The 23063-nt window shown below is 45.6% G+C and carries 20 protein-coding genes; 9 read left to right on the top strand and 11 right to left on the bottom strand.

Features of this window, described 5'->3' with window-relative positions:
* Window positions 1-556 precede the first annotated feature (556 nt).
* Window positions 557-706 (top strand): hypothetical protein, encoded by a 150-nt coding sequence (locus DXT99_RS12110; RefSeq protein WP_246000681.1) that lies wholly within the window; start codon window positions 557-559, stop codon window positions 704-706.
* Window positions 707-979: 273 nt separating this feature from the next.
* Here the strand turns inward: DXT99_RS12110 and DXT99_RS12105 are convergent, their stop codons facing one another.
* Entirely contained in the window at window positions 980-2047 is a 1068-nt protein-coding gene (locus DXT99_RS12105; RefSeq protein WP_115565812.1) for a nucleotidyltransferase domain-containing protein, read from the bottom strand.
* Window positions 2048-2078: 31 nt separating this feature from the next.
* Window positions 2079-2306, bottom strand: a complete 228-nt coding sequence (locus tag DXT99_RS12100) for a hypothetical protein (protein ID WP_115565811.1) — start codon at window positions 2304-2306, stop codon at window positions 2079-2081.
* Window positions 2307-2507: 201 nt separating this feature from the next.
* Between DXT99_RS12100 and DXT99_RS27025 the strand changes: the two genes are divergently transcribed.
* Together DXT99_RS27025 and DXT99_RS12090 are read left to right on the top strand one after the other, a co-directional pair.
* Window positions 2508-2675: a chryseobasin-related MNIO class RiPP peptide gene (locus DXT99_RS27025; RefSeq protein ID WP_181885111.1), complete on the top strand. Its 168-nt coding sequence runs from the start codon at window positions 2508-2510 to the stop codon at window positions 2673-2675.
* 3 nt (window positions 2676-2678) lie between these two features.
* A complete protein-coding gene (locus tag DXT99_RS12090; RefSeq protein ID WP_246000679.1) occupies window positions 2679-3836 on the top strand; it encodes a multinuclear nonheme iron-dependent oxidase in 1158 nt (385 codons plus the stop codon).
* A gap of 131 nt (window positions 3837-3967) precedes the next feature.
* Here DXT99_RS12090 and DXT99_RS12085 read toward each other — a convergent pair whose 3' ends face one another.
* Window positions 3968-4561, bottom strand: coding sequence for an NAD(P)-dependent alcohol dehydrogenase (locus tag DXT99_RS12085; RefSeq protein WP_246000677.1), 594 nt, complete (start codon window positions 4559-4561; stop codon window positions 3968-3970).
* Window positions 4562-4918: 357 nt separating this feature from the next.
* Between DXT99_RS12085 and DXT99_RS12080 the strand changes: the two genes are divergently transcribed.
* Window positions 4919-7246, top strand: coding sequence for an ABC transporter permease (locus DXT99_RS12080; RefSeq protein WP_115565808.1), 2328 nt, complete (start codon window positions 4919-4921; stop codon window positions 7244-7246).
* A gap of 810 nt (window positions 7247-8056) precedes the next feature.
* Here DXT99_RS12080 and DXT99_RS12075 read toward each other — a convergent pair.
* Both DXT99_RS12075 and DXT99_RS12070 read right to left on the bottom strand, forming a co-directional pair.
* The gene (locus DXT99_RS12075) at window positions 8057-8599 is read right to left on the bottom strand and encodes a hypothetical protein (RefSeq protein WP_115565807.1); all 543 of its coding nucleotides are present in this window, start codon (window positions 8597-8599) and stop codon (window positions 8057-8059) included.
* Window positions 8600-9019: 420 nt separating this feature from the next.
* A complete protein-coding gene (locus DXT99_RS12070) occupies window positions 9020-9409 on the bottom strand; it encodes a hypothetical protein (RefSeq protein WP_181885110.1) in 390 nt (129 codons plus the stop codon).
* Between the two features lie 790 nt (window positions 9410-10199).
* Here DXT99_RS12070 and DXT99_RS12060 point away from each other — a divergent pair.
* Window positions 10200-13346, top strand: coding sequence for a transglycosylase domain-containing protein (locus DXT99_RS12060; protein WP_115565804.1), 3147 nt, complete (start codon window positions 10200-10202; stop codon window positions 13344-13346).
* Between the two features lie 374 nt (window positions 13347-13720).
* Here the strand turns inward: DXT99_RS12060 and DXT99_RS12055 are convergent, their stop codons facing one another.
* Window positions 13721-14596: an SMP-30/gluconolactonase/LRE family protein gene (locus tag DXT99_RS12055; RefSeq protein ID WP_181885109.1), complete on the bottom strand. Its 876-nt coding sequence runs from the start codon at window positions 14594-14596 to the stop codon at window positions 13721-13723.
* A gap of 202 nt (window positions 14597-14798) precedes the next feature.
* On the opposite strand from DXT99_RS12055, the gene DXT99_RS12050 reads away from it, so the two are divergent.
* Together DXT99_RS12050 and DXT99_RS12045 are read left to right on the top strand one after the other, a co-directional pair.
* Window positions 14799-15176 carry a DUF2255 family protein gene (locus tag DXT99_RS12050; RefSeq protein ID WP_115565803.1) on the top strand — a complete coding sequence of 126 codons (378 nt, stop codon included), beginning with the start codon at window positions 14799-14801 and terminating at the stop codon, window positions 15174-15176.
* 182 nt (window positions 15177-15358) lie between these two features.
* The gene (locus DXT99_RS12045) at window positions 15359-15751 is read left to right on the top strand and encodes a response regulator (RefSeq protein ID WP_115565802.1); all 393 of its coding nucleotides are present in this window, start codon (window positions 15359-15361) and stop codon (window positions 15749-15751) included.
* Between the two features lie 28 nt (window positions 15752-15779).
* Here DXT99_RS12045 and DXT99_RS12040 read toward each other — a convergent pair whose 3' ends face one another.
* The 5 genes from DXT99_RS12040 to DXT99_RS12020 all read right to left on the bottom strand — a co-directional run bounded on the left by DXT99_RS12040 (window position 15780) and on the right by DXT99_RS12020 (window position 21191).
* Window positions 15780-16874: a PAS domain-containing sensor histidine kinase gene (locus tag DXT99_RS12040; protein ID WP_115565801.1), complete on the bottom strand. Its 1095-nt coding sequence runs from the start codon at window positions 16872-16874 to the stop codon at window positions 15780-15782.
* Window positions 16875-17117: 243 nt separating this feature from the next.
* Complete coding sequence (locus DXT99_RS12035) at window positions 17118-17636, bottom strand: GAF domain-containing protein (RefSeq protein WP_115565800.1); 519 nt, start codon at window positions 17634-17636, stop codon at window positions 17118-17120.
* Between the two features lie 32 nt (window positions 17637-17668).
* Complete coding sequence (locus DXT99_RS12030; protein ID WP_115565799.1) at window positions 17669-18076, bottom strand: response regulator; 408 nt, start codon at window positions 18074-18076, stop codon at window positions 17669-17671.
* Between the two features lies 1 nt (window position 18077).
* A complete protein-coding gene (locus tag DXT99_RS12025) occupies window positions 18078-20579 on the bottom strand; it encodes a PAS domain-containing sensor histidine kinase (RefSeq protein ID WP_181885108.1) in 2502 nt (833 codons plus the stop codon).
* Between the two features lie 420 nt (window positions 20580-20999).
* Window positions 21000-21191 carry a CsbD family protein gene (locus DXT99_RS12020; protein WP_115565797.1) on the bottom strand — a complete coding sequence of 64 codons (192 nt, stop codon included), beginning with the start codon at window positions 21189-21191 and terminating at the stop codon, window positions 21000-21002.
* Window positions 21192-21479: 288 nt separating this feature from the next.
* Between DXT99_RS12020 and DXT99_RS12015 the strand changes: the two genes are divergently transcribed.
* Entirely contained in the window at window positions 21480-21983 is a 504-nt protein-coding gene (locus DXT99_RS12015; protein WP_115565796.1) for a cupin domain-containing protein, read from the top strand.
* A gap of 137 nt (window positions 21984-22120) precedes the next feature.
* Window positions 22121-23059, top strand: coding sequence for an NAD(+) diphosphatase (nudC, locus tag DXT99_RS12010; RefSeq protein WP_115565795.1), 939 nt, complete (start codon window positions 22121-22123; stop codon window positions 23057-23059).
* Window positions 23060-23063 lie beyond the last annotated feature (4 nt).

The raw sequence follows: 23063 nt of genomic DNA, 5'->3' as shown, positions 1-23063 counted from the left end.
AGCAAAGATGTATGCTGTAAGACTGGCTTCCTTTTCCTTTCTTACGTATAGTGTGTCATGAACCTCTCCCTCTTCAACAGCCATTCCTTAGCCGGAAGGTTAGAAATAATTTGGGCACACGGCGCTTTTCTAGCCCACCGCGGCAGAAGGGGGTATTATATTGAAATATATGACATGGGGGGCTTCTTTGCTGAGGTATGGTCTAACCCACAGACCGATTTTATAAGTCTGATACGTGGCCTGGATAGTAAAAGGGCTCTTGAACCCTATGTAACCTCTGTCAATATATTAGAAATGACATAAAGCATTTCCTAAGTAGGAATATAGCTTCTCATAAACCAGGTTACGTCAAGCAGGAGCTCACATGTTCAATGGCTCTGCAACTCGGTGCTTTGCAATCTTTTGCTTATATTGAAGAATACACCAAAGCAATCACGAACGATGAAATGCCCTAACTGCAACGAAACGCTTCCGATGCGAGAAAAACGGAGTTGAGACTGATTACTGCCCCAATTTCCGTGGCATCTGGCTGGACCGTGGCGAACTTGAAAAGATCATGGAGCGCTCCGCCGACCATTACTCCAGAAAAGAAAATTACGAGGCTGACTCTAAACGCTACGGCTATGGCGATCATGGCCACGACTCACATAAAAAGCATCCGCACAAGAAAAAGGAATCGTTCCTGAGCGATTTCTTTGACTTTTAATTCCTAACGGAGGCTTAAAAAATGCCATACTCAGAGTTGAATTCATTAGAAGTGGCATATAAGAATATTATAATGTTATCATTTGTTTGAAGGTTTGCTTTATTCGAGCTTTAAGGGTAATTTTTTAAATGATAAAAAAAGGGTATATCCATTCTCTAGGTTATAAGGAATCTATGATAGAATAAAATATCATATCTGCCATGCATTCTTTAGATTTATCTACTTTTTCTCTCTGACAGACAGTGCGCACCAAACAATAACAATAAAGTTATTTCATAGAAATTCTAAATAAAGCTCCCTCCGCACCTCTACCAACACTTTATTCAGCCGCTCCATATCTGGCTCCTCTGGCAAATCAGACGCGGCATACAGCGCATCCATCTTCGCAATGCGTTCCTCGGCGATAGCCAGTAATTCCGCATATTCAAAAGCACCGGCTTTTATCTGGAGCAGGAATTCCCGGTTCGGGCGGCGCACGATGATCTGGCCCTGGCTGGCGATTTCTTCGGCCATGTCGAGGAGGCGGAAGGTGTGCATCAGGTTCTTGGCATCGTAGTTTTTGCCGTGCGAGAGCGTGTTTTCGTAGCGGGCATTGTTACGCTTCTCTACCCAGTCCCAATACTCCTTGTATTCTTTGCAGTAGGTGGAGTAGGCGTTTTTGTTGAAGCTCATTACCGCCAGCGGCTGCAACCCTTTGGGGATGGAGCTCAGCGAAACATCATTGGATTCCTCGCTCTGCACAATGCCCCTGAGGTTTGTGCCGGGGTCATGAAACACCGCGTAGAGGTCTGGCATGTGCGGGATGCGGGCCAGGCCGCAATCCTCCTGTTGCAGGTCCTGCTGCTCCAGGAACTCCTGCACCGGCACCGAGCCCTGTCCCTGTGCCACATAGCAGAAATCCAGCACAGACTTGCGCTCCGGCTCCACCGGGTTCACTATCTTCTTGTTCAGCCCCTTCGCCTTCTTCACCTGCGTGAGGGCGTATCCAGCAAAGGTGTTTTTGCACAGCTTCGAGAGGAAGTCCTGCGGCTTAAACCTGTTGTAGAGCGGGTGCTGGTATAGTATGCAGTCTTCGGGCATGTTCAGCAGCTCCAGCATGTTGGGGTTGTTTTTAGCCAGCAGCTCTACGAAACGGCGCAGCTCATAGTATACAATGTCGTTGCTCTCGTTGCTGAGTTGCTCCACGTAGTTCAGGCCAAAATAGTCCTCCTCGGGCAGCACGAATACGCCCCGGATATCGGTGTCGGAAGTAGGGGTGCTCAGGCCATAAGCCCTGCTTCCGCTAATGCACTCGAACAGCAGCAGGTTTTTTGTCTTAAGCTCGTCTATGGTTAGTGCCATGGTTGTTCTATCGTTTTCCGGATGAGTTGGTTTAGCGGCTCTGTTTCGCCCTTCTGTGCATCAATTTCATTTGCCTTTGCTCGCAGTAGTAAAGCGTGCTTTTGAGATAGACCTCCAGCTCCACCTCTTTCGGGTGCAGGTATTTCTCGTTAACGCTTGCCTTTAGCTCGAGCATGCTGTCAATCGTGCTGCTGATGTTCTGACCCTTCACCAGTGGCAGCAGCTCCCGGAACAGCAGCGGCGGATTTCTGTATTTCATAAAATCAATTCCCGCTGCACCTGAAATGCTAAGACTTTATCCTATATTCTATTAACAGCGAAACCTGCAAAAAGCACTGTTATTGCATACCAAATTCAAGTTTCAGCCCTTTTCTGAATACAGATGCAACCCTTGCTCCTGGATGAGGGTCATCCAAGTGAGAAGAAATTTTTACCAGCACCAAAAATAAGCTATATCGCCATGAAAATACCTAAAGCGTTACTCGGAGCCATACTGGTTGGCATTACGGTACAAACCACGGGCTGTACACAAGAAGAGTTGCCCGGGCCCAGGACGGAGCAGGGCGGTGAGAAAGGGAAAGAGGTTGTGAAAGTGCCGGACAACTGCCCGGCTTGTGGCATGGGCTAAGCCTTGAACGGGAAAGAACTACATCCTGTGGGGAAGGAGCCGGAAATCTTATCAACGATTGCCTGTAATTTAGATGCGGATATTCTATCTGCCGCTTTTCCTTTGCTGGAAGAGGGCAGGGTAGAGGCCATTGAGTGGTCTTTCGATACGCTCTATTGGGCAGCGCAGGTGCCTTACTGGTTCACTGATTTGTTACTTGCTTATAGCCAACAAAGCAGGCTGATTGGTCACGGCGTGTTCTTTTCCCTGCTCTCTGGCAAGTGGACAAAGGAGCAGCAGCACTGGCTGGAACAACTGAAACAACTAAGTTCACAATATTCTTTTGATCATATTACCGAACATTTCGGTTTTTTTACCGGACAGAATTTCCATTCCGGTGCTCCTCTCTATGTGCCGTACACCAGCACCACTTTGCGCATCGGGCAGGACAGGTTAAGCCGCATCTACGACGCCTGCCAATGCCCGGTCGGGCTCGAGAACCTGGCTTTTTCCTACTCGCTGGACGAAGTGAAACAACATGGCGAATTCCTGGAAAAGCTGGTAGCGCCTGTGAATGGCTTTCTTATACTGGACCTGCACAACCTCTACTGCCAGCTCCATAATTTCTCCATTACATACGAAGACCTGATCACGCTGTACCCGCTGAATCGTGTGCGGGAAATCCATATTTCAGGAGGCAGCTGGGAGGCTTCTGTGCTTGAACCAGAGAAGAAGGTAAGAAGGGACACCCACGATGACGCCGTGCCGGAGGAGGTTTTCCATCTGCTGGAACTGACGGTGCCAAAGTGCTCCAACCTGAAATATGTTGTGCTGGAGCAATTGGGAAATGGGTTGAAGACCGAAAGCAGCAGAAACCGCTTCCGTCAGGATTTTCTGAAGATGGAGGCGTTGGTACAGAAGAGCAGAAGCAGCTTGTCCAGGCAGGATGATAATCTCTTTTTGCCGGTACAGCCTCTACAGACGGGCCCTGTTGTGGAGGATGATATGCTTCACGACCAACAGCTGCAGCTCTCGCACATCCTGGAAACAGCACCTTCCTACGAAGAGGCCCGGCGACTGCTCTTTACGTCTTCCCTGGCTGGTTCTGATTGGAAAATTGAAAACTGGGCGCCGCACATGCTGGAGACTGCCGTCAGCATTGCACAGAAGTGGAAGCGGTAACCTTAGAGATGGTAAGTGTACAGGCCTATTTTAAAAAGCGGCCTGTACATCTGGCTTACTATTACTGAAGCGCATTGCATGCACAGGCTCCAGGTTTGGCCACATCGGCCCGTCCTGACGCAAAGCTCATGTTAGCTGTATGTGATATTTCGTCCGGCATCAACCTCTTCTGTGCCGGCAACGCTTTCCCACACCATCGCCACCTTTCCTCTGGTGCGCATAGCTTCAATATAGCTTATGGCTTCAGGAATTTCTTTATAAGAATAAGTCTTCTCTAAGTGAACTCTGATTTTTCGGTCCCGAATTAAAAATGCCAAAGTCTCTAGATCTGCTGTGTTGGCTTCAGCGGTAAATTGGGCTAATGGAAATTTACTTATTCTTCCTTGTAAAAGAAGCGAAGTCATATGCCCCATCGTGGTGAAACCGACGATGACGCCTCGCTGTCCCATGCGTTTGTAGTCTTTATAAGAAAGGTTGCCGTGTGTATTAATAATGAGGTTGTAATGCCCATCGTGATGATGAATGCTTTCTTTATCGTATGCAACCACTTGATCAGCACCTAATGCCTTTACAAAGTTGATGTTTTTACTGGAACAAACAGCCGTGACTTTAGCGCCATAGGCCTTTGCAATTTGCACGGCAAAATGGCCGACACCTCCTGAAGAACCGTTAATCAAAACAGATTCTCCTTCTTTAAGTTGACCATGGGTGAGGAGTGCTTGCAAAGCCGTTAGCAACAATGCCCTTCCGTGTAACCCGACAAATGTTCCCAGACAACAAAGAAACGTTTGACAATCCTACCAATAAGCTTCTCCACGGCAAACACCCACTGAGATAAAAGTAAGTGCCGCAGTCTCATTTGGGTGTAAAATATTTTGTACTTGACTGTATCAAATCGATACAGTCAAGTGTCCGAAATCGAACAGGTTTTAATAAACAGTTGGTACCAAAATACAACTAATTAATTATAAATTATTGATAATTAATTAGTTGTATTTTGGTACCAACTTTGCCAATCGAATTGAAAGGGATCCCCCCTCAGTATTTGGCCTCTTTTTCAATAAAAAGCAATACTTTAAGTCATGATAAAGGACAATCTAAAAATCGCTATACGGATACTCTGGAAAAACAAGCTTTTTTCATTAGTCAATATACTGAGCTTGTCACTGAGTATGGCGGTTGGTGTTATACTTTTTACAGGCCTAAAAGCCACTCACGATACAGACCATTTTCATCCAAAATTAAATCAAATAGTACGGATACTCACGCAGGAAACAAAGGAGGGGGAACAAACCAAATGGGCAACAGCTCCATTACCATTAGCGCCTCAAATGGAAAGTGTCTCCTTTGTTGAAAAAACGGTAAAAGTACGCTTGGCAGGAAAACATAACTTGCAAACCGACGGTGGCGATATACCTATTGACATAAAATTTTCGGAGCCTTCTTTTTTTGATGTTTTTGGCTTTAAATTGTTGTCAGGTAATGCACAAAGCCTTACAAATAATCCCACCACCCTTTTTTTAACTGAAAAAACAGCAGAAAAGATATTTGGCAACGCCAATGCTTTAGGGCAAACGGTTCGATTTGAAAACTTAGGTTCTTATACCGTTGAGGGAATTATCCAGGACCCGCCTTTAGAAACACATCTACCCATTGAGGCAATGCTTTCTATTAATGCTGCCGAAATGCTTGAAAAAAAAGGAGCACTGAGTAATAGTTCACAAAGTTGGGGAGACTTCAAGAGTTCAGCAATTTACGCACGTTTAAAATCAGAAGATGATTTAAAGCAGCTCAATACAACGCTCCAAAACTATAATCGGAAAATGGATAAGAGCAATATTCATTTTTTGGCACAACCCATAGAAGACATCACCCCTCGAAACAATGACATTAAAAATGACCTCGATGCGGGCACCGATTGGACGGGCATAAAAACACAGCTATTTTTGATTCTAGCCTTAACCCTTTTATCTGCTTTCAACTATATCAGTTTGACATTGGCGCGTGCCTTCTCTCGAGCGAAAGAAGTAGGTATTCGCAAAACGATAGGCGCAACAAGAGGACAGATTATTGGTCAATTTTTAATGGAATCGACCCTGATTTCCCTATTTGCTTTGTTGTTTACAATGCCATGTGTTGAAATTTTAATGCACTATATACCCGATATGGATGTGGCGTTTTCTTATGATACAACCTTGATTTTAGGTTTGTTGACCTACGCAGTTATCACAGGCTTAGTCGCAGGGGCACTTCCGTCTTGGCTGTTGTCAGCGTTTCAGCCCATACAGGTTTTGCGTAAAATGAAGAATATTAAGCTGTTCCAGAGTATTGCTATTTACAAAGCTTTAATTGTCGTACAGTTTTCAGTGACCATCATGCTGATGATATTGGTTGTCATATTAGCAGATTATGAAATAAAAAATCATGCAATCATTAGCTCAACCGTGTCACCCAATGTCCTGACACTTGATTTAAAAGGTGAAAAATATGAAAACCTGCAAAACGAAATAAGCCAGTTAAGCCAGGTAGAAACAACTTTGGCGACTAACTGGTATTATAAACCGATTAAAATGGGCAAATCTTCTGTAATATTAAATGATAAAATTCTGGAAATGAATTACGTAAGTATTGACCCGAAAACAATTGAAACAGAAGGTATCAGCTTAAAATCGGGACAAATTTTCCCTAAAGATATGCCCCAGAATATTGAGCAATATGTGTTGGTGAATGAAACTGCCGCAAAATTGATGGAGTCTGAATCGGAGACTTTAGTGGGGCAAACTCTATTACTGGATTCTGCCTATGTACAAGTCATTGGCATCATGCCCAATGAAATTATTGGCGAAACAATTCCTTTAATGTATCGGTATTTGCCAAATGAAATAGCCACCTTGACCATAAAAATAACGCCAAATACAGAATTGGAAGCAACCAAAGCCATTCAAACCTTATGGAAAAACCATTTTCCTGAAAAAACAGCAAACCTTCAAAATTTAAGAGATGGTTATTCAAGCAGTAGAGAAAGAATAGGTTTTTTTGGATTCTTTGCCCTTATAGTTATGATAATCGCTGGTTTGGGCATTTTAGGCATAGCAAGTTACTCCGTAGAAACACGTGTTAAAGAACTGGGTATAAGAAAAGTATTGGGAGCAAGCAACAAAGAATTGGTGTGGGCAGTTACCAGAAATTTTGGCATTCTTATCCTGATTGCCGGACTTATTGGTGTTCCGGCTGGCTTGTTTGGCGGTGATTTAATTAGACAAGATTTAGGCAGCAGTCTTGTTGATTTAAGTTTTATAAATGTAAGCATAGGCTTTGGTTTGGTTGCCATAGTCGGGCTTCTGACTGTCCTGTCCCAAACCATTCGAGCGTCGCAAATTGAACCTGTAAAAGTTTTGAAAGCTGAGTAAAAAGGTAAAACATTCATCCGCAGGTTATGACGATGGCGAGATAATTAATTCTATTCCGCGACACCATGACGACAATGTAACGACCGACTACAAGTTGCGAGAAGAATGGCACATGTTGCTAACAAAATGTTTCTGCAATGGTACGGTGAGGTGTAAGCTATAAGTTTTTTATCTTCACCAGCAGACTCGGAAAAGAGGTTCATCAGGGAAAACGTACCTGTTCTTTTTTGATAAGAAGAATGATGTGGAGTTTTTGCATGAAACTTCATGGATAGAATAAAGAATCTTTTGGTACAACGTTTAGTATAGGCTACGAACGAGGCGTAGCCTGTACTAACCTGTAATAGTCAAGATATAGTGTAATTGCCACTACTTGACCTGACACTACTGCTAATTTTTGTAGCAGAAGGCTAACAGGTTCATTTTTCTTTCTCAACCCCTCCATGGTTTAGTGAGAGGGGATTATGAAAGAAAAATGTTAAGTGGAGAATGTCAGGTAAACTATTGTTTGATGCCTGAGAATGTCGGCTTACATCCTGACTGTCATAAATAAACTGAGTGAGTTTAACATAAACTCGCTTACCGGCTTCTCATAAGCTCAGTTATGCTAAGCAAAAGAAAGTTTACGGCTTCGGCTTCAGTTTGAGGATCTCTATACTTATACAGCGAAGACCGCGAATACCACACAGTAGCTGTTTTCTCCAGATGTGTTCTGCTGCCTTGTTTCAGCTACCCTTGCTAGACAAGGAACCCCGTGTCTTCAACCTACTGCATTTATTTTGCTGCCACCTTCACCATTCAAGATTTAATTTAAAACTCTGGCTCTAGGGTTTTATTTAAAACTTTGGCTGTTGAAATTGGCACAGTAATTACGAAGTAGTTGGCGCGTTCAGCTTGTTGAGGGTGTATGTTAAAGCTAAAGGAGACGTTCTTTTTAAGAGCGGCTTCTAGCTCGGCTAACTTCTCTGGACTTAGCCTGGTATCCTTCTTCAACAAGAAGCTTATTTCCCTCACCCTACCGTAAGGATTTACATAGAACATTGCCAGGATGATTTTCTCAGGAAGCAATTCTTTTAGATCTTCTTCATTGAAAGTACTCCAAAAGCTATTCAACAGGCTCGCAGGCTGTGTAAAATGCGTTCCTCCTAACACATCTGAACTAACTATCATCCTTGTTCCAGCTAAGGAATTTTTAGCGTTCGTTACTCCGATCATTGGGAAACGCCCTTCAAAAACTTCCACCTTATAAGTTGTTTCCCCTGTTTGTACCTCAGGTTTATCGTACAGACGCTGCGCGTAGCAGTAAGAGGCACTGAAAGGGAGCAGGAGAATAATGCACAGGAAGTATTTCATAGCTGTGGTAGGTTGTATGTAAACATAGAGAGGTTAAACAACACCTGCTAATTAACATATTGTTAAACAGCCTTGTGCCTACTTGTTCTGCTATACTGTATATCTACTTAGACACAATGGTCTGATCGTAAAGCTTTAACTGCTGCTTTGGCATCTTGCGCAAATTCTGCTATAGTGGTACCCGTATAATTTCCGGTAGAGGTTCCTACACCCCATTCATCATAGCGCATTACGGCAAAGTCCCCACGGGTACGTTCATCGGCTAATACGCGAAAGGTTTTATGATAAGTATACTAAGGTGCCTCAGTTATCATAATTATATAACAGTACCCGTACTATCTATTTATTATAGGGCGGGACAACTCAAAAACAAAAAGCCCTTCCATTTGGAAGGGCTTTTTGTTTAGTAGAGCGTGTTTACTATTCCTTCACAAAGACATAGGTTACAACTTCACCTGGCCCTCCGGCAGGCAAAGTTCTTTCCAGTACCATTTGAGTTGGGCTAAGGCCTTGCACGATGTAGTCATGTGTTAAGGTCAATACATTTCCTTCTGCTTGCCATTTAGGGTCATTATAATATGTTTCACCTAGCAAAGCCCCACTGAAGGTGCCATCACTCCTGATGTCAAAGTAAGAGTTGTCCAGTTGATACACCTGGTCATAGGCAGCAGTAAAGTCTGCACCATCTAATTGCACCTGCTGTAACTGCCATACAAGGCCCGTTGAGAGGCTATCGGTTACCAGCATCTCTAAAGGAGAGGGTGCTTCAGGTTCTGGCTCAGGCTCTTCAGTACCTGGAACTGGAAGCATGTCCTCAATTAGTTCGCAGCTTGCAAAGCTAAACATCATTAGTGTGAGAAATAGTAGTGTAATTGGTTTAAGTGTTCTCATGTGTTTTGTAGGATTAAATGAGTAATGAATTTGGACTCTATACTGTATTTTATAATAAGGGTTATATTTTATTAAAAAATATGGCTATACTGTTGCGTTTGGGCACTATAAAATGCAAAATGCTACTTTAATATGTTTTAGGGTGTTTGATGTTATCTTTTCAGGAGAACAAAAAGAATAGCTAAAAACCACCAAAGCCACTTTACTGTCTTGCAGGCGATTCAGAACAGGCAGCAGCAATCCCCTATCAAAATTGGCCTTAGAAATAAGTATAAGGGATAGGGAGCGGTGTCAGTTATTCCTGTATGAATAAACCTGTATCTAAATCCTGTTATTTCTTTGGGTGAGGTTTCGCATAAAAAAAGTTAAAGAACCAGTGTCATTGACAACATCGGTTTAAGATTTCCTAAACCCATCGTAACATAATAGTACCAGTCCTTCTTTTGCTGTTTTGAAAATTATCCTTACATGACCTGCCTCGATATACTGCCTGGATTACTCAGATCCACAGTAAACTGGTAGACAGGTTGAACACATTTTCTATCAGTTGGAATGTAATCTCTGCTAAGTGCAGTTTGGGTACAATATACTGAGCCGGAGAGAGTGATTCTTTCCGAATGTTTTCACTTCTTTTAGTCACCTTTAAGGCAAATTGAACGTAAAAATAAATACGGAGCCCTTCGCTTTTCACCCTAAAAAAAGTCCAATTATGATAATAAACGACTACCAAAATAAGCCCACGGACAGGAAAGAGAAGAAGCGTGGGGGCATCCTTAAGTGGACGTTAATTGGAATACTGATGCTGGGCGTTTGCGTCGCCATAGCTGCTGTGGCTTATGAGATGCATACCTCCAGGTTTCAGTCGGAGGAGTTCTCGCAGTATGCAGCTTCGCTTACTTACAGCGTGAAGCCGGGGCCAAGCGACACTATTACTTATCCGAAGAACGGGCCGTTTGACATGCGCCTTGGTTATGCCCAATTGCCACGGCTGCTGGAACGCGCGCAGCTACAGGGCTTGGAGATAGAGTACCAGGCCCGATTCTCGCCAGCTTTAATGGAATATACGTCTAAAGGGTTCTTCACACCTTATCAGGAGAAATCCCAGACAGGCCTGAATATCGTTGACTGCGGGGGGCAATCTGTTTATCACTCTCCTTACCCGAAGCGCGTCTATGCCTCCTTTGCGTCTGTTCCGCTTCTAACCGTGCAATCACTGGTGTTTATTGAAAACAGGGAGCTTTTAGATACAGACAGACCGTTCATGAACCCGGCCATTGACTGGGGGCGTTTCACCAAGGCTATTATGCAAGAGGCCGCCAAATCCATTGGCCTGGAGTACGAAACAATAGGAGGCAGCACCCTCCCCACCCAAATAGAGAAATACCGCCATTCTCCTGCAGGGCTTACAGCCGGACCCCGTGATAAACTTATGCAAATGGTCTCTGCGAGTGTGCGGGCTTACCAGGGAGGTCCTGAAACACTTCCTGCGCGCCAGGCAGCGCTCCTTTCCTATGTTAACACGGTGCCCCTCTCAGGTGCTCCGGGATATGGTGAAGTGCATGGCTTAGGTGACGGACTCTGGGTTTGGTTTGGCGCTGATTTCGACGAGGTAAATCACCTTTTGAACCTCCCCAGTGCTCAGGGAGACACCCTCGCTGCACAGGGCCAGGCGCTGCGCCAGGTAATTTCCCTAATGATTGCCCAACGCCGTCCGTCTTATTACCTGGGGACACAGGGCCATGCTGAACTGAGCAAACTCACGAGAAGCTACCTGCGCCTGATGGGGGAAAATGGCTACATCAGTCCCGCTCTGCGTGAAGCGGGGCTTGCGCAGGAAGTCACCTTCCGTGACTTCAGCAAAGCGCCGGCAGTAACCCCTGTAGATACAGACAAGGGTGTTTTGATGGTTCGCACCCATCTCTCCGAACTGCTGGGCACCTCGCTGTACGACCTGGACCGCCTCGACCTTGCCGCCACAACCACTTTACAACATGATTTGCAGGAACAGATCAGTTCTTATCTTGATCGCCTGAGCGATCCTGAGTTCGCCAGCACTGTTGGCCTGTTTGGGGAACGCTTGTTAACCCCTAGCAGTACAGAACAGGTGCGTTATAGCTTTACCTTATTTGAACATACCCCGCAAGGCAACCTGGTACGGGTACAGACAGATAACACGAACCAGCCATTTGATATCAACGAAGGTAGTAAACTGGAGTTGGGCTCGACTGCCAAACTGCGGGTATTGGTTACATACCTGGAAATAATGGCGGAAATACATGAACGTTATGCTGATAAGCCTCTGGAAACGCTGCGAAATGCTTTACAGGAACCGAATGATAACCTGACCAGTTGGGTGCTGGTGTATCTGCTTAGGGAAAAAGACAGAAGCCTGCCGGCAATGCTACAGGCGGCACTGGAGCGCCGCTATTCAGCCAATCCGCGGGAAGTGTTTTTTACAGGAGGGGGCCTGCATAAATTCCATAACTTCCGGAACGAAGAAAACTGGAGCAATCCTACTGTGCGGGAGGCATTGCTGAAATCTATTAACCTGCCCTTCGTACGGTTGATGCGGGACCTGGTACGCTACACTACCTACCAGAGCACTGGCAGCAGAGCCCAGCTAATGGGAGACGACCGCGACCCGCGCCGTCGCGAGTACCTGACTCAGTTCGCTGATCGGGAAGGCAAGACGTTCCTGCTGCGCTTCTGGCGCAAGTACAAGGGCAACACGCCTGAGGAGCGTCTGGATAAATTCTTGGACGGACTTCGCCAGAACCCTGTACGTTTAGCCGCCGTGCACCGCTATCTGTACCCTGAAACCGACTCCGTCAGCTTCGCGGCATTTCTGCGCGAGCGCCTGCCCAACGAGAAGATTACGGATGACAGGGTTTTAGAATTGTACCAGCGGTATGGCCCTAATGCCTATAACCTTCCGGATCAGGGCTATATTGCCCGTGTTCATCCGCTGGAACTGTGGGTGCTGGGCTACCTGTTGCAGCACCCCGGTGCGGAGTGGGCTGAGGTAGTGGAAGCAAGTAAGGAACAACGCCAGGAAGTTTACGCCTGGCTGTTCCGCACACGCTATAAGAACGCACGTGATTCCCGCATCAGCACCATGCTGGAAGTGGAGGCTTTTGCCGATATCCAGCAGCGCTGGGAACGGCTCGGTTATCCTTTTGACCACCTGGTGCCGTCTTTCGCCACAGCACTGGGTTCCTCCGGCGACCGCCCGGCGGCGCTGGCAGAACTGATGGGCATCATTCTGAACAACGGTGTGCGCCAACGAACGCTTCGCATCGAAAAGCTTCACTTCGCGGCCAACACACCTTATGAAACTTCTCTCAGGCGCCCGCCCCTGGAGGGGGAGCAGGTGATGGTACCCGAGGTAGCCGTCACCCTGCGGGAGGCATTGTCAGAGGTGGTGGGTTTGGGAACTGCCCGCCGCCTGCAGGGTGGTTTTACCAGAGCCGACGGTCATCCTCTGGCGATGGGCGGCAAAACCGGCACGGGAGATAATCGGCTTGTTACGGTTAACTCCGGGGGGCACCGCATGACCTCCCGTGCTGTTAACCGAACCGCTACCTTTGTCTTTTTCCTCGGCGACAACCACTTCGGCACACTAACTGCCTTTGTGCCCGGCCGTGAAGCGGCAGGGTACAGCTTTACCTCGTCGCTGCCGATACAGGTGCTGCGTGGCATGGCTCCGATACTGGAGCCTTACCTGGAGCCGGGGAGCAGTACCTTATGCGTTGGTGCACCTGAGGTTCCTCCGGTGGCTAAACCTTTGATTACGGTAGGTGGGGATGTCTCTGCTTCAACTGTTGCGCTGCCTGCCCCAGTTCACACAGAGCAATAATGATAATATCATGCTTAACCTGAATTCAACGCCAGGCTGGGCAGTTAAAAGCAGGTCTTTAGAAAAATGCAGCTGGTTTTGAGTTAATCAGAGGGGATATAAAGTAAAAGGGAATAGCCTTCAAGCAGCTATTCCCTTTTACTTTATATCCCCTCTCTTTCATAGCGCGAGCGTCTTCGCTCGTGCTGCCTATTCAGCGGCCTCTGGCCGCATGCAAAAGCTACAGGGGCGGATACACTTCAGAGGCTGCTCTATGCTTCACGGGCCAGAGGCCCTGCGATACCAGACACGAGGGTGGACCCTCGCGCCATAGGTTACATTTTAATGTAACAGCCTGCCTTTAAAGGGGCTTCATGAAGTCTGACAAATGCCTGTTAATAATCAAGTTTATACGCGGCTACCCTGTTTTTGAGGAAAGTAGGAACCAGCACCAGTTGCTCTTCTTCTATGTAATCAATATCCGCTGTGTTGGATTCTTCTCCCTTTGTATCCAGCAGTAACTGCTCATTCCCGTTACGGATCAGGTAAACTTCTCCCTGCCAGCGGCTCGCGATGTAGGTGCTGTCGTCAATAATAACCAGGCCATCGCCGCCGGTAACTGTTTCATTTACAGGTTCAGCGGTTTTATCCTGCATGTTGTACTTTCGGAGTCCTTTTCCGTCCAGCACAAACATTTCACCTGCATCATTAAAGGCAAGTCCGTTAATGCCTTCCATCCCTTCGGCAACAGTATTCACGCTGCCGTTTTCCAGCACATGCACTTTGCCTGTCTCTGAGTCAGTAAAATAAACTTTCTCTCCATCGGTAGCTGCATCGTTCAGGAAGGCAGCGCCCTGCACAGGATAACGGTTCGTGACAGTGCTGTCGGCTATGTTAATTTCAACCAGTTCATCAATATCCGTCACATAAAGTTTGCCGTCCATGATGGCCATACCCTTTGGCGCATTCAGTCCTGTTACCCAATTCATCTGGCTGACAGACCCATCAGGCCGCAGGATGGAAATAAATCCCTCCCCGTCTTTTTCTGAGTGGTTCCCCTGTATGTTGCTGACATAGATAATGTTATTTTCTTCGTCATACAAGGTAGACTCAGCGGTGGTCATAACCGTGTCTGTTTCCCAAACCTTTGTGAGGCTGGGTTCTGTTGCTGTTTCAGTTGCATTCGTTTCTGCGGTTTGCTGGGTTTCTGTTTCACCTGAACAGGAAAACAAAACAGCAGCGAGTAACAGAAGGGAAAAGGTGCTCTTCATAGTCAGAAAGTTTTAGTGTGTGAAAAGATTTTGATATCTAAATTAAGGAATATTATATATAATACGAAAGACAGAATAGTCTGTACATCATCTGTCTGTAAAAGAGTCCATATTTGTCCCGACAGATACTCAAGAAGTGGTTTAAAAGCCAGTGCGCCACTATCCCTGGAAGTAATTATAATATACTTAATTCTTTAATTCTATGGCTGATTTCGATCAGGAGACCTTAGCATACATCAGGAACAACAACCTTATTGGTATCAAAGCCGGAAGTGAAAGAGAAAAATTCCTTCCTATCTGGAAGGTGCTTGTAGATGACAGAGTATTTGCGCGTTCCTGGGGATTTGGTAAACGTAGCTGGTTCAATACCTTCTTAAACAATGCCAATGGGCAAATCCAGTGCGGTGATAAAATTACTGCTATCAGGGCCAGTATTCCCGAAGAAAGTGAAAATCTACAGGAGCGAATCAGCCAGGCCTATTTAGATAAATACGACAAAGGGGAAAATTCCTTCTATGCCAGAGGAATCATCAAACCGGAACATGTCGCTAAAACCATGGAGTTTAAGCCAGTTGATTAAAAGGAATCATTTTACCTCCTCTTACAGCCGTTAAAAGGCAGGAGAATAATAGGGCAGTAGTTGTATTTGTGTGCAGCTGTACATCCCGCTTAATAGCGCTTTTAAAACTGATTTAATGCCTGCTTCGGGATTTGTGCCGTATGCTATCTCAATAAGATTACAATACAGAAGAAATTGACTGAATGAAGCAAATAGAGAGAGTTTTAGTTATAGATGATGATGAAACCAGTATTTTCCTCACGAAGCGTTTGCTTCACAGTGTTGGCGTTGGGAGCCAGATACAGACTGCGCTTAATGGATTAGAGGGACTGAATAGTATAAAGAAAGCAGTTGCTGAGGAGCTGCTTCCGCAGCTTATTCTGCTGGATATTAAAATGCCCGTAATGGACGGCTTCGCTTTTTTAGAAGAACTGGAAAGGCTCCCGAATATGGACTTCAACGACACGAAGATAGCTTTGCTCAGCAGCTCACATAACCCATGGGAGATGGAAAAGGCAAAGAAGTACCCGGTATCCGCGTTCCTGCATAAGCCTTTAACAAAAGAAAAGCTGCAGCGGGTTTTAGAGCATGCTTAAATTAGAGTTTACACCGCAAGGGTAGGAGCTACTCTAACGGTATTTCAATGTAGAAAGTGGTGCCTGTGCCTTCCTTGCTCTCAAAGGAAATCTTTCCGTTATGCAACTCCACAATGGTCTTGATAATAGACATGCCAAGCCCGGTGCTTTTCTCGCCGCGCACGCCCGCTCTTCGCGCTCTCGTAAACCTGTCAAACAGGTATGGTTGCATCTTCTTTGGAATACCGATGCCGTTATCAGCTACCTTCACTAGCACATGGTCCTCTTTGTCTTCCACCGAAACAGTAATATTTCCGTTGTCCTGGGTGAACTTGATGGCGTTGGAAACGAGGTTGTTCATCACCTGCATAAACTTCATCATATCGATGTACATGAAGATGGGTTTTTCAGGTGAAATAAGTTTGAAGTTTTTGGATATCAGCTTTTCCTGCTCTATGTAATTGTCCATCATGATGGCGATTCTACTTGCAATATCCACCCGTTCTTTATGCAGCATTACCTGGGAGGACTCCAGGAACTCGTTATCCACGAAGTCCCGGATCATGTCGGAGCCTCTCATAGCATCCTGCTTTATAAACCCAATTAGTTGCTGTATATCCATATCGCCCTGGTTTACCTGCTCTTCAAGGATATTGATAGTGCCTTGTATATTGGCGAAGGGAGCCGCCAGGTCATGAGAGAGTATCTCCAGCGTAGAGTTCTTTTTGCTGTTGTACTTCATGATGTTCTGGGTAAACACTTTCTGCTCTGTAATATCCATTGCATGCCCGCCTATCAGGTGCCGCGCCTCGTGTTCATCTTGTATGAAACAGGCGGAAACACAAATCCACTTTGTTTCCTGGTCAGTCTGCCTGACTCTGAACTCCACCTGCGTTTGCTCGCGGGTAACCAACAGTTTCCGGTATTGGTGACCTAAGAATTCTAAGTCGTCTTCATGCACGTGAGACAAAAAGGCTTCAGGGTTGGAAAAAATGTTTTCTGGTGTAGTGCCGCAGAGCTGTTCGATGGCAGGGGAAATATAGTTGAATTTACCCCCGATAGTGTCGTAGCTGAAGAATACTTGCCCCAACTGCTGTGCAATCTGTTCTAAGAAGGAGTTATCAGGTAAATTACTGTTTTCCATGGGAGGTGCTAATCTTTAGAGGGTATTAGGTATAGGGTGGTTGCCTATACATCAAACTTCTATACTGCTCCTCATGCTATATTGTTGGTGACTATACCTGCGTTTCAGCAAGACAAGTATGTCAAAGTAGCATCAAATATATTTAATGCTACTTTACCCAAAGTTCAGGCTACGCTGCTTTGTCAGAAAGTAAATTAATTTTTTTAATTAATCTCTGGTAGCCGTATGCAGCAGGCGATGCTGCTAGCTACTCACAGACAGCCTCTCTTCAAGTTCTTCCATCACGATAGCAGCCAGGCCTTCCAGCAACGCTTCTTCATCTTTAGAGAAGGTGCGAGGCTTCTTGTCCACTATAGCCAGTACCCCAATGTTGAAGCCACCGGGTGTTTTTAGCGGGGCTCCGGCATAAAACTGTAAACCAAAGTTGCCATAAACCATAAGGTTCGTTAAAAGGCACGGTTCTTCTCTGGCATTCTCAAAAACAGTAACTTCATTTTTAAGAATTGCCATGGAGCACAGGCTGATGTCCCTGCTAAACTCCCCCGCACCCTCCATTTCTATATTTGCCTGTGCCACCACGTTCATTTCATCAACAAAACTCACAAGGGCTATCGGCACATTAAAAATACGAGCTGCCATACTGACTATATGCTGAAAGGTGCCCGTTTTGTCGTGATTTTCTATGATGTTGTAGCTGTACAGGTTGGCTAGCCGCTCCTTTTCGTTCTCCGGAATCCGTGTTTGTTCAAGTATAGTATCCATGTTCTGAATGGTTTGTATTCTAACTAAAAGCTTTAAAGAACAAGGCTTTTACTCTGTGACCTCTGAAATGAAAAAATGAGTTCAATGTCTTCGCTTTTAATGGGCTTATGAATAAGACCGGACACGAAAGGGTAATTCTGCAGTCTATCAGTGTCTGACGTGTCGAGAGAAGAGGTTAGGATATAGATGCTGCACTTTTCACGAAGTCTGTATTCTAGCGGCGACAGGGCGTCCAGTAAACCCCAGCCATCCATGATGGGCATATTCAAATCCACAAACATGACCTCAGGAATATTGTCCTCATCACTTGCAAATAATACTTCTAAAGCCTCTGCGCCGGAAAGGAACGTTTTAATATCGAGTGTTGCATCTTCAATAGCCAGCATGTTTCTTGAAAGGAATATGCTTAAATGATCATCGTCGATGATAAATATTTTCATCTTAAATTTTTGGTAAATAAATCAGGAACCTTGTGCCGAATCCAATCTTACTGGTTACTTCTACGTGTCCGCCCATTGCTTCTAAATGCGATTTAACTAAATACAGGCCAATGCCCCGTCCTTTTTTGTCGACATGAAACCGCTTGTATAGCTTGAAAATGTTGTTGTTCGCCTTTTTCATGTCGAAGCCGGAACCATTGTCGGAAAAGGAGATAAGTGTGCCTTTGGATGTGTTGCCAAAGCTTTTGACGCGCACCACAAGGGCGCGTTCTTCGGACCTGTACTTGATGGCGTTTGACAGAAAGTTGTAGAAAATGCTGTACACGTATGCTTTGTTTGCCTTCACGCTGATACCTTCTTCAAGACGATTGACAAATTCGCCACCGCATTTCTGAAACGGCTCCTGTAACGACGACAGTACCTGTTCTAAAACAGCGTTGATACTGACCTGCTCCTGGTCCATGTTCCCATTGCTATCCCGAATAGTGAGGATGGTGTTGATGTCTTTTAAGACAGTGTCTAGCTGTAGTATGCTCTGATTCAACACTGACAGCGATTTGTCATACAGCTCAGAGTTCTTATCAAGTTTAGTCAGGAGGTTCGCTAAACCCATTGCATTGGCAACAGGTGCCCGCAGGTTATGAGACACCAGGTACGTAAACTGCTGCTGATCACTATTTTTAGCGTAAAGGTCCTGGGTCATCTTCAGCAGGCTTGTCTCTGCCTCTTTCCTGAAGGTAATGTCTTTAAGAATAGCAATAAATTGCCGCACAGTTCCTACAGTATCATAAACAGGCGTAATATCCATAGAGACCCAGAACTTTTCTCCTGATTTCTTGTAGTTGATGAGCATGGCGTTAAAGTGGACACCCAACTTCAACTTTTCACGCATCATGCTCACTGTTGCTTCTTCAGTTTCCTCACCCTGTAACAACTCTCCTGGCTTTCTTCCCGCTATCTCGGAGAGCGTGTAACCTGTCGTTTTTGTGAAGCCTTCGTTTACCCACTCCGTCAGTCCGCAGGCATCGGTGATGATAACGCCATTGTCCGTACTGCTTGCCACCAGCGACAGCTTTTCGAGCTCCTGTTGCGAATTCACCCTGTCTGTGATGTCAGTCTGTACAGTAACGAACCCTAAAATCCCGCCATTCCCGTCATAGGTTGGGTTTACCTGAACTGAGAGCCACAGTTCTTCACCGTTTTTCCGGTAGTTCAGTATTTCAAAAGACACAGGCTCACCACCTTCCATTTTGTCTTTTACTACTTCAAAAGCCTTTTTATCGGTCTTTTGGCCGTGCAGGAAATCAGAAGGAATCTGCCCTCTAACCTCTTCTAATCTGTATCCCGTCAGTCTGGTAAAGCCCTCGTTTACCCACTCAATTCTACGCGCTCTGTTGGTGATGATGACACCATTGGTCGTTTTGCTGGCAACAAGCGACAGCTTCTCAAGCTCCTGCCGTGCCTTTACTTTTTCCGTAATGTCATCGAAATAAACAGATATGCCTTCTTCTGAAGGGAAAGCCCTCACATCCAGCCACACATCAGTGCCGCTGTAATAGGCTTCAAACTGCACCGCCTTGCCTGTTGCCACCGCGTGGTGGTAGTGCCTGTAAAAGACACCATTTTCTTCGATTGGAAACTTCTGCCAGGCATTTTCCCCTATATAAAAGGCCCGTTCTATTGCCAGAAGCCTTTCCGCTTCGCAGTTAATGTAGGAGAATTTCCATTCTTTGTCCAGTGTAAAAAATGCATTCGTGATGCTTTCAAAGATGTTGCTTAACCGTTTAGCCTGCCGCTTAATGGTGTTATAGGAGTGCACCAGCGACGTAATTTCCTTTGCAATAGTCTGCACACAAACAACCTCATCCTTTACAATGACAGGGTATTTGATGGTGTCGTATATCCTGGTTTCTCCGTTTATCTCAAACTCGAATTCAAACCGCAGAGAGTTTCCCATTAGTGCCTGCTGAAGGTATCTTTCGTTCACAGCAGCCATATCAGGAGGCAGAAAGGACGAGGCAGGACAGTTAATTAACTGCGCTTCGCTAACCCGCAAACTCTTAACGAGTTGCTGGTTAGCTTCTGTTACAAGCCCTTCCTTGTTCTCAATAAATACAACGTCCGGGTTATTATCAAACAAGACCCTGTAACGTTGCTCGCTTTCCTCTAAACGTGACTGGCTTTTTCTTTGCTTTGTCATGTCACGCCCTACACAATAAAGTGTGTTGTCTTCTGACCAGACGCCATACCAGCGTATAGGTACTATATGGCCTTCTTTATGTATATAACGGTTTTCAAAGGAAGTTTTTTCAGGCGTATCATAGAATGTTCGTACAGTTTGTTCGGTATCAAGAAGGTCATCAGGGTGCAGGAAATCAGAATAGTGATGATCTATCATTTCGCTGCTCTGATATCCCAGAATATCTTCGCTTATATCACTCACATACCGGATGTAACCATTCAAATCAATGCTCCCTATGATATCGAGAGAATGTATGACCATTTTTTCAAAATCAAAAAGAGCCTGATCCGGTTTCATCTAATATTCTTAAAAGTATGGCGTATTGCTGTTTGTTGGTTTATTTATAAAAGCGGAAATAGTCGTTATAGAATTTGCTTCTTAAATAAATCAGAAAGCAAATTAAATGAATAATTAGTTCTTACAATATACTTATATTCAAATATTTTTCATATCGAATTAATTCAATAAATTGGGTTGGTTATATTCTTTTAAAAATAAAAACAGTTAAATTCTGGAGTTGTCTTTCTTGTGTTAAAATGAAGCGTCCGCTTTTTCAGAGTGATATAGCTTTTTCGAATCCTGTAAACCAGCAGGCATGCAGCATAAAAAACCCGTATCTGACTTGCGCCATGATACGGGTTTTTTATGCTGCATGCCTGGTCTCTTAATAAGCTTAGCCTGTTATAAAGAATCAATCCATTTCTTCAGATCGCCTTTTGCCTTGCCGGTCTTTTGCTGAAGTTTACCCAGCCACTCGTCCTGCTGTCCCTCATTGTAGGTCAGGTCATCATCAGTGAGGTCGCCGTACTGCTGCTTTAACTTACCCTTCAGTTCATTCCAGTTTCCCTTTGTTCTATATTCTGCCTCGTTCATAATTAGCTATTTGATTGGTTAAAATATATACTTGATTGTACGGGAATGGTGTCTGCTTGTTTCTTTAGTGCCTTTGCTTTACAAGTGCCTGTTCCTAGTTTGTTTAACTTCAAGGATTGAACATTTAGCGGAGTTATCAAATATAAAAGCAGGCACTCCCTCGCAAAATTTTATACGGGTTATGCAGAAAACCGCAAATACTTTTACTTTTACACTTCAATGTATGGTTGCTTCTGATGAGTACCGCAACCCGTTGTCTTTCTAATAACCAAAACACTACATTCTAACATGCCTACCGAAAACGACAAGCAACAGCTTTTCAAGCAAATAGAGCAACAACTAACCGAGCAGGGCTTCTCTATCGACAAGCAGGACCAGACCAGGCCCTGGGGTGGTTTTTTTGTGATTGATGAAAACCAGGCGCAGCAATTCGCCGACACTTACTTTGAAGGCATGTCGGTTGACAAGCTGAAAATATCCGGTAAGCTGAGCCCGAAGATCCTGGTGGTGGCACCGGAGAAACGTTTGTCGTGGCAGTACCATCACCGCCGCGCTGAAATATGGAAAGCAGTGGAAGGCAAAGTAGGTGTGGTAACTTCCGACTCAGATGAAGAAGGCGAACTGAAGACACTGGAGCCGGGCGACTATATCACCCTAAAACAAGGCGAACGCCATCGCCTGGTGGGGCTGAAAGAATGGGGCGTGCTGGCCGAGATATGGCAGCACACTGATGCAGAGAGCCCTTCGAATGAGGATGATATTGTACGCGTGCAGGATGATTTCGGACGTTAATCGTCATAGGAAGCATCTTCTGACATAACTAAAAGAGCCACTCTGGGTCCCAGGATGGCTCTTTTAATTTTGCTGCATATGGAACACGCAGCGCGAGCGTTTTGTATAAATCAGCGTAGACACCATTTTGCCCTATTATGAACTTCTTTTCACATAACCCCCTGAACCGTTTCTCTGAACTACGCCCGGATGAGACACACATGCAGCAGCTCTGGCAACAGCAGGACGCGCGCATTCTTGTAATGCACGATTCCCTGAGCTTAATCAGGGAAACGGAGACAGGCAAGTTGGCTGCCGTACTGCGGCAACAGGAGGCAGAAGAGCTGGCAAAGCTGGCGCAGGTGCAGGTGTATCTCGGTTCAGAGGACGGGGTGCCATATTTTGTGTTAGGTTTTGAGGGGATGCAGGAGCAGTTACACGCCATTTTAGGAGAAAGCTATAGCCTGGCCGACCTCCGGACCTCTGCAATGGAATTGCCGCAGCCGGATAGTGCTTTGCTGGCCTACGCCCGGGGCATGGTGCACTGGAACCTGCGTCACCGGTTTTGCCCCAACTGCGGCAGCCTGACCTATAGCACACACGCAGGGCATGTGCGGCAGTGCACAAACCAAAACTGTAACAGGCATCACTTTCCCCGCACAGATACAGCCATTATCGTTGTTATTTCAGAGGGAGATGCGTGTTTGCTGGGGCGGCAGGCGGTGTGGCCAAAAGGGATGTACGCCACCATTGCTGGTTTTCTGGAGCCCGGCGAAACGCTGGAGCAGGCGGTGGCGCGCGAGGCGCAGGAAGAGACTGGTGTGGAACTGCAAACAGTTACCTATCACTCCTCCCAGCCCTGGCCTTTCCCGAGCTCTGTTATGGTGGGCTTCAGCGCGGTGGCACGTAACCGGAACCTGAAACTGGATAGCGATGAACTGGAGGATGCCCGCTGGTTTACCCGAAGTGAGATCGCAGCTGGCCTGCAGGATGGTTCATTGCGCCTGCCGCCACTCATTTCCATCGCGTACCGCCTTATCCGGGACTGGTTTAATGCTGACCCTGCTTATAAGTTGGAGGAACTAACAGGCTATTAATACA

It is taken from the genome of Pontibacter diazotrophicus (assembly GCF_003367245.1).
Taxonomy (GTDB): Bacteria; Bacteroidota; Bacteroidia; order Cytophagales; family Hymenobacteraceae; genus Pontibacter; species Pontibacter diazotrophicus.
This window is presented reverse-complemented; position numbering and strand designations above follow the sequence as displayed.

Bases quoted from the DNA above. Each gene is read 5' to 3' on its own strand.
- DXT99_RS12110 (WP_246000681.1), top strand. From the start codon at position 557: ATGGAGCGCTCCGCCGACCATTACTCCAGAAAAGAAAATTACGAGGCT.
- DXT99_RS12105 (WP_115565812.1), bottom strand. From the start codon at position 2,047: ATGGCACTAACCATAGACGAGCTTAAGACAAAAAACCTGCTGCTGTTC.
- DXT99_RS12100 (WP_115565811.1), bottom strand. From the start codon at position 2,306: ATGAAATACAGAAATCCGCCGCTGCTGTTCCGGGAGCTGCTGCCACTG.
- DXT99_RS27025 (WP_181885111.1), top strand. From the start codon at position 2,508: ATGAAAATACCTAAAGCGTTACTCGGAGCCATACTGGTTGGCATTACG.
- DXT99_RS12080 (WP_115565808.1), top strand. From the start codon at position 4,919: ATGATAAAGGACAATCTAAAAATCGCTATACGGATACTCTGGAAAAAC.
- DXT99_RS12075 (WP_115565807.1), bottom strand. From the start codon at position 8,599: ATGAAATACTTCCTGTGCATTATTCTCCTGCTCCCTTTCAGTGCCTCT.
- DXT99_RS12070 (WP_181885110.1), bottom strand. From the start codon at position 9,409: ATGCTTCCAGTTCCAGGTACTGAAGAGCCTGAGCCAGAACCTGAAGCA.
- DXT99_RS12060 (WP_115565804.1), top strand. From the start codon at position 10,200: ATGATAATAAACGACTACCAAAATAAGCCCACGGACAGGAAAGAGAAG.
- DXT99_RS12055 (WP_181885109.1), bottom strand. From the start codon at position 14,596: ATGAAGAGCACCTTTTCCCTTCTGTTACTCGCTGCTGTTTTGTTTTCC.
- DXT99_RS12050 (WP_115565803.1), top strand. From the start codon at position 14,799: ATGGCTGATTTCGATCAGGAGACCTTAGCATACATCAGGAACAACAAC.
- DXT99_RS12045 (WP_115565802.1), top strand. From the start codon at position 15,359: ATGAAGCAAATAGAGAGAGTTTTAGTTATAGATGATGATGAAACCAGT.
- DXT99_RS12040 (WP_115565801.1), bottom strand. From the start codon at position 16,874: ATGGAAAACAGTAATTTACCTGATAACTCCTTCTTAGAACAGATTGCA.
- DXT99_RS12035 (WP_115565800.1), bottom strand. From the start codon at position 17,636: ATGGATACTATACTTGAACAAACACGGATTCCGGAGAACGAAAAGGAG.
- DXT99_RS12030 (WP_115565799.1), bottom strand. From the start codon at position 18,076: ATGAAAATATTTATCATCGACGATGATCATTTAAGCATATTCCTTTCA.
- DXT99_RS12025 (WP_181885108.1), bottom strand. From the start codon at position 20,579: ATGGTCATACATTCTCTCGATATCATAGGGAGCATTGATTTGAATGGT.
- DXT99_RS12020 (WP_115565797.1), bottom strand. From the start codon at position 21,191: ATGAACGAGGCAGAATATAGAACAAAGGGAAACTGGAATGAACTGAAG.
- DXT99_RS12015 (WP_115565796.1), top strand. From the start codon at position 21,480: ATGCCTACCGAAAACGACAAGCAACAGCTTTTCAAGCAAATAGAGCAA.
- nudC (WP_115565795.1), top strand. From the start codon at position 22,121: ATGAACTTCTTTTCACATAACCCCCTGAACCGTTTCTCTGAACTACGC.